The sequence below is a fragment of the Microbacterium sp. B19 genome, from assembly GCF_000333395.1.
In the GTDB taxonomy this organism is placed as follows: Bacteria; Actinomycetota; Actinomycetes; order Actinomycetales; family Microbacteriaceae; genus Microbacterium.
This window is the reverse complement of record NZ_BADA01000516.1, coordinates 1-5,212: the sequence shown is the minus strand read 5'-3', so window position 1 is coordinate 5,212 and position 5,212 is coordinate 1. Positions and strand designations below refer to the sequence as shown.

General features: G+C 72.3%; 7 protein-coding genes and 2 pseudogenes. 6 read left to right on the top strand and 3 right to left on the bottom strand.

Annotated features, from left to right (window positions below; genetic code table 11):
- The 6 genes from I5G_RS17745 to I5G_RS17720 all read left to right on the top strand — a co-directional run.
- Nucleotides 1–362 (top strand): ABC transporter permease (locus tag I5G_RS17745; protein WP_022880263.1); only part of this gene is annotated, 362 nt, incomplete at its 5' end.
- Complete coding sequence (locus tag I5G_RS17740; RefSeq protein ID WP_022880262.1) at nt 359–1,165, top strand: ABC transporter ATP-binding protein; 807 nt, start codon at nt 359–361, stop codon at nt 1,163–1,165. The genes I5G_RS17745 and I5G_RS17740, both read left to right, overlap by 4 nt.
- 11 nt (nt 1,166–1,176) lie before the next feature.
- Nucleotides 1,177–1,953: an ABC transporter ATP-binding protein gene (locus tag I5G_RS17735; RefSeq protein ID WP_051038877.1), complete on the top strand. Its 777-nt coding sequence runs from the start codon at nt 1,177–1,179 to the stop codon at nt 1,951–1,953.
- Nucleotides 1,954–1,991: 38 nt separating this feature from the next.
- Complete coding sequence (locus tag I5G_RS17730) at nt 1,992–2,462, top strand: hypothetical protein (protein WP_022880260.1); 471 nt, start codon at nt 1,992–1,994, stop codon at nt 2,460–2,462.
- A 62-nt stretch (nt 2,463–2,524) separates the two neighbouring features.
- Nucleotides 2,525–3,583 carry a M4 family metallopeptidase gene (locus I5G_RS17725; protein ID WP_022880259.1) on the top strand — a complete coding sequence of 353 codons (1,059 nt, stop codon included), beginning with the start codon at nt 2,525–2,527 and terminating at the stop codon, nt 3,581–3,583.
- Nucleotides 3,570–3,896 carry a protealysin inhibitor emfourin gene (locus I5G_RS17720; protein WP_026096059.1) on the top strand — a complete coding sequence of 109 codons (327 nt, stop codon included), beginning with the start codon at nt 3,570–3,572 and terminating at the stop codon, nt 3,894–3,896. The genes I5G_RS17725 and I5G_RS17720 overlap by 14 nt, the downstream gene beginning before the upstream one ends.
- Nucleotides 3,897–3,903: 7 nt before the next feature.
- Here the strand turns inward: I5G_RS17720 and I5G_RS17715 are convergent, their stop codons facing one another.
- From I5G_RS17715 to I5G_RS24935, 3 genes and pseudogenes are all read right to left on the bottom strand, one after another.
- The gene (locus I5G_RS17715; protein WP_022880257.1) at nt 3,904–4,515 is read right to left on the bottom strand and encodes a GNAT family N-acetyltransferase; all 612 of its coding nucleotides are present in this window, start codon (nt 4,513–4,515) and stop codon (nt 3,904–3,906) included.
- A gap of 60 nt (nt 4,516–4,575) precedes the next feature.
- A pseudogene (locus I5G_RS23370) lies at nt 4,576–4,947 on the bottom strand (uracil-DNA glycosylase); the annotation flags it as partial.
- A pseudogene (locus I5G_RS24935) lies at nt 4,887–5,212 on the bottom strand (gamma-glutamyltransferase); the annotation flags it as partial. The pseudogenes I5G_RS23370 and I5G_RS24935, both read right to left, overlap by 61 nt.

Genomic DNA, 5,212 nt, shown 5'->3' with positions numbered 1-5,212 from the left:
CCGGGCGCGCGAGCGGGCTCGGCCCCGCGCAGAACCTCGTCCGGCACCTGCTCCCGAACGTCGCGCCGGTGTTCATCGTGCAGTTGTCGTGGGGCATGGCCGTCGCGGTCCTCGCGGAGGCCGGCCTGTCCTACCTCGGGTTCGGCGCGCCGATCACGCAGCCGTCGTGGGGCGTGCTGCTGAGCGACCTGCAGTCGTACATCTCGGTCCACCCGCTCACGGTGGTCTGGCCCGGCCTGGCGATCACGTTCACGGTGCTCGGACTGAACCTGCTCGGCGACGCGCTGCGCGAGGCCGCCGACCCGACCCTCTCCGACCGGACGCCGCAGGCCCGGACCCACGTCCCGGGGGTGGTCGCGTGAGCCTCGAGGTGGAGGACCTGCGCATCGAGATCGGGGGCCGTGCGGTCGTCGACGGCGTGAATTTCACCGTCCCGGACGGCGCCCGGGTCGGAATCATCGGCGAATCCGGGTCCGGCAAGTCCCTGACGGCCCTCGCGGTGCTGGGCCTGCTCCCGGATGCCGCGACGGCCACGGGAAGCATCCGCTGGAACGGCCGCGAGATCCTCGGGCTCCCCGACCGCGAGCTCGCCCGGCTGCGCGGCGACGACATCGGCATCGTCTTCCAGGAGCCGCGGACGGCCCTGAACCCCATCCGCACCGTCGGGCGTCAGATCGGCGAGTCGATCCGGATCCACGAGGGCGTCTCGCGGCGCGAGGCGCTCCGCCGCGCCGTCGCCGAGGCCGAGCGCGTCGCGCTCCCCGACCCCGCGCGGATCGTGTCGCGCTACCCGCATCAGCTCTCCGGCGGCCAGCGCCAGCGCGTGGCGATCGCGATGGCCCTCGCGTGCCGTCCCCGGCTGCTCATCGCCGACGAGCCGACCACCGCGCTCGACGTGACGATCCAGGCCGGCATCCTGTCGCTCCTGCGTTCTCTGGTCCAGGATGCCGGGATGTCGCTGGTCTTCATCACGCACGACCTCGCGGTCCTCGCGCAGGTCGCGACCCACGCCGTCGTGCTCGAGCACGGGCGCGTCGTCGAGGAGGGCGCGGTGGCGGAACTGCTGCGCTCCCCCGCTTCACCGGTCACGCGAGCGCTCCTGCGGGATGCGACCGCGACGCTGTGGCATCCGGAGATCCGACGCGACGAGGAGGGCGCACCGTGAGCGACGTGATCATGCACGCCCGGGGCCTCTCCCGGACCTACCTGACTCCCCGCACGCGCGGATTCGGCCGCGCCGAACGCACCGCCGGCCTGCAGGACGTGGATCTCTCGGTCCGCGCGGGCTCGGCGGTCGGGGTCATCGGCGAATCCGGGTCGGGGAAGTCCACCCTCGTGCGCCTCCTGCTCGGGCTCGACATCCCCACGGGCGGCACCGTCGAGGTCGAGGGACGCCCCGTCGACGCCCGCGGATCGGCGCGCTCGCTGCACTGGCTGCGACGGACCACCGGGATCGTGTTCCAGGACCCGTACGCCTCGCTCGACCCGCGAATGAGCGTCGGCCGCATCGTCGGGGAACCGCTGTGGGCGCTCGGCGTCGAAGGCGACCGACGCGCGCGGGTACGCGAGGTCCTGGAGCAGGTCGGTCTGGACCGGGACGCCGCGGACCGCTTCCCGCATCAGTTCTCGGGCGGCCAGCGTCAGCGCATCGCCCTGGCCCGCGCGATCGTGCACCGTCCGCGCATCCTCGTCGGCGACGAGCCGCTGTCGGCCCTCGACGTCACGGTGCGCGCGCAGATCCTGAGGCTCCTCGCCGACCTGCGTGCCGAGCAGCACCTGACGCTCGTGCTCGTCTCGCACGACATCGGAGTGGTACAGAACGTCTGCGACGAGGTGGTCGTCATGAAGGACGGCCGGATCGTCGAGCAAGGACCGACCGAGAAGGTGCTCTTGCAGCCCCAGGCCGCCTACACGCGGCAGCTCCTCGCGTCGGTGCCCACCCTCCCCGGATAGGGCCCACCGGCGAGGGGACGGCGCGTTAGGGTGAGCGCATGAAGCGCCTCCTCCGCGTCGGCTCGGTCTGCGCGCTCGCCGTCGTGCTCTCCGGATGCGCGGCGGACGACGTCGACGAGACCGGCGACGCCGCGGCGCAGACGTGGTTGGCGGAGGTCTCGGCCGCGCGGGCGGACACTCCGGGTCTCTGGGGTTCGGTCATGGGGCTCACGGGGGACACGACGGTACCGGTCGGTGGTATCCCCGAAGGAATGACCCTCGGATCGGAGGAGCCGACCACCGTGAGCGCCGCGGAGATCCGCTGTTACGGCGGGGGGACGGCATCCGTCGAGATCGCGGTGAGCGCCGAGGGCTCCGGCGTCGGCCTCCAGACCGACATCGCGTGCGACGAGCAGCCCCATCGCGTCGAGATCGGCGATGACGCCGCACCCCTGTCCGGCGTGACCTCGGTGAGGGTCGATGTGCGCACCGCCGAGACGACGACGTTCTTCGCCGAGGTGTACACCTGACCTCCCTCGCGGGTTCTCGACAAGGGATGCCACGTGTCGGTGGCCCGCGTTAGCCTCGCCGCATGACCCCCGGCATCGTTCCCCCCTTCCTGCTCGATCGGCTCGCGACGACCGACGATCCGCGCCTGGCGCGGGCCGCGGCCGCGGCGCGGAAGACCCTCACCGTCCCGCGCCCGGCGCGCCCGGTCCGCACCCGGCTGCGCCTGTCCATCGACGAGGGGGCGCTGGTGGCCGAGACCGTCCCCGCGCCCGATCGCGTGATCTCGGATGCCGCGAACACCGAGCGGCTGCCCGGTCGCCGCGTCCGCACCGAGGACGACGGCCCCACCGGCGACCGCTCGGTCGACGAGGCGTACGACGGACTCGGCGCGACGTTCGACTTCTTCTGGGACGCGTTCGCGCGTGACGGCATCGACGGCGCGGGCGGTTCGTTGCTGGCGACGGTGCACTTCGGCGACGACTACGACAACGCGTTCTGGAACGGCGAGCGCATGGTCTTCGGCGACGGCGACGGCGACGTGTTCACCGGCTTCACGCGGTCGCTCAGCGTGATCGCCCACGAGCTCGGGCACGGCGTGACCGAGGCCGCCGGTGGCCTGGAGTACCAGGGGCAGTCGGGCGCACTGAACGAGTCCCTCTCCGACGTGTTCGGCGCTCTCGCGGAACAGCACGCGCTCGGGCAGACCGCCGACGAGGCGACGTGGCTCATCGGCGCCGGAATCTTCGCCGAGACCGTGCAGGGCACGGCCCTGCGCTCGATGTCGGCGCCGGGCACCGCGTACGACGACGACGTGCTGGGCAAGGACCCGCAACCCGGGCACATGCGCGACTACGTCGAGACCTCCGACGACAACGGCGGCGTGCACATCAACTCCGGCATCCCCAATCGCGCGTTCTTCCTCGTCGCGAGTCGGCTCGGCGGCCACGCCTGGGAACGGGCCGGGTCGATCTGGTACCGGACGCTGACCTCCGGGTCGGTGTCCCCCACCGCCGACTTCGCGGCGTTCGCGGCGGCCACGCTCGCCACGGCGACCGCGGAGTACGGTGGGACCTCGGAGGAGGTCGACGCCGTCCGCGCCGCATGGGCCGGGGTGGGCGTCGCGAAGGATGCCAGAGCCTGACGCGAACGGCGACGACCGGATGGTCATCGTCGTGGTGCGCTCGGGCGGCATCGCCGGCCTGTCGAAGCAGTGGCGGACCGAGCCCGCTCCCGATCACCGACCGCACTGGCGGCGGCTCGTCGAGAGCTGCCCGTGGGACGCCGTGCCCGCGGCATCCCCGGGCGCCGACCGCTACCAATGGCGCATCGAAGTCGACGAGGGCGCCGCTGCGGCACGTCGGGCACAGCTGAGCGACGGACAGATGGAAGGACCGTGGCGGGTCCTCGTCGACGAGGTCCGTCAGTCCGCGACGCCGAAGAGGGGCGGGCGCTGACCCGACGTCAGCCGAACAGCTTCCGGCGCTTCTTCTTCGACGGGATGCTCTTCTGGAGGTAGACGACGCCCAGCCACCGGCCGAATTTGAACCCGACGCGCCCCATGCGGCCGACCTCGGTGAACCCGAGCTTCTCGTGCAGGGCGATCGAGGCCTCCGCCCCCTTGTCGCTGATGGCCGCCACCATCTCTCGGATGCCCTTCTCGGCGCACGCGTCGATGAGTGCTTCCAGCAGCGCGCGTCCCAGGCCCTTGCCCGAGGCCGCCTGACCCAGGTAGATCGAGTTCTCGACGGTGTACCGGTACGCCGACTTCGACTGCCACGGCTGCACCAGCGCATAGCCGAGGATCTGCCCGCTCGGGGCCTCGGCGACGAGGAACGGCAGATCGATCTGCTTCAACTTCTCGAACTTCTCGCGCCACTTGGAAATCGACCACGGCTTCTCGTCGAAGGTCACGACCGAGTTGCGGACGTAGTAGTTGTAGATCTCGCGGATGTCGGGGATGTCGCTCTCGGTGGCCGGTCGGATCACGTACGAGAACGGTCGCTCCGGCTCCGGTGCACGCCGCAGGTGGGTCGGCAGCCTCCGCCGACTCTTCTCGTACTCCTCTTCCAGCACGCGAGCCACTCTACGGGGGCGCCGGTTTCGTGCGGGTAACCCCGCGGAGCGCCGATCCGCTCAGGCGGGGAGGCGCCAGTCCACGGGCGCGGCGCCCTGCTCCTCGAGCAGCGCGTTCACCCGCGAGAACGGCCGGGAGCCGAAGAACCCGCGGCTGGCCGAGAGCGGCGAGGGATGCGCCGACGACACGATCGCGGTGTCGCCGAGGAGCGGCGTGAGGTTCGTGGCATCCCTCCCCCACAGCACGGCGACGAGCGGCGCGTCCCGCGCGACCAGGCTGCGGATCGCGTGCTCGGTGACGCGTTCCCAGCCCCAGCCGCGATGCGAGGCCGGCGCGCCCGGAGCGACGGTGAGCACCCTGTTCAGCAGCATCACGCCCTGCTCGGCCCACGTCGAGAGGTCGCCGTGCGGCGCGGGCGGGATACCGAGGTCGCCAGGTCGGGGACCGCGGGGGAGGACTGCAGCCATCCGCCGGACGGTGTCGCCGATACGACGTTGCCCCAGCGGTCGACGACGTCGAGGTGGCACGTGTCGCCGCGCGTCTGCCCGCGTCGGTCGACCGTCGGCTCGCCGGTCCCGGCGCTCGTGACCCCGGCGTCCGTCCGGAGAGGCGGCAGCACGGGCGGCCGGCCCTCCGGAGAACCGGGGCGCAGCTCAGCGCTCGCGGTGGCGCCGACGAGCGACGCTCGCCGCGCGA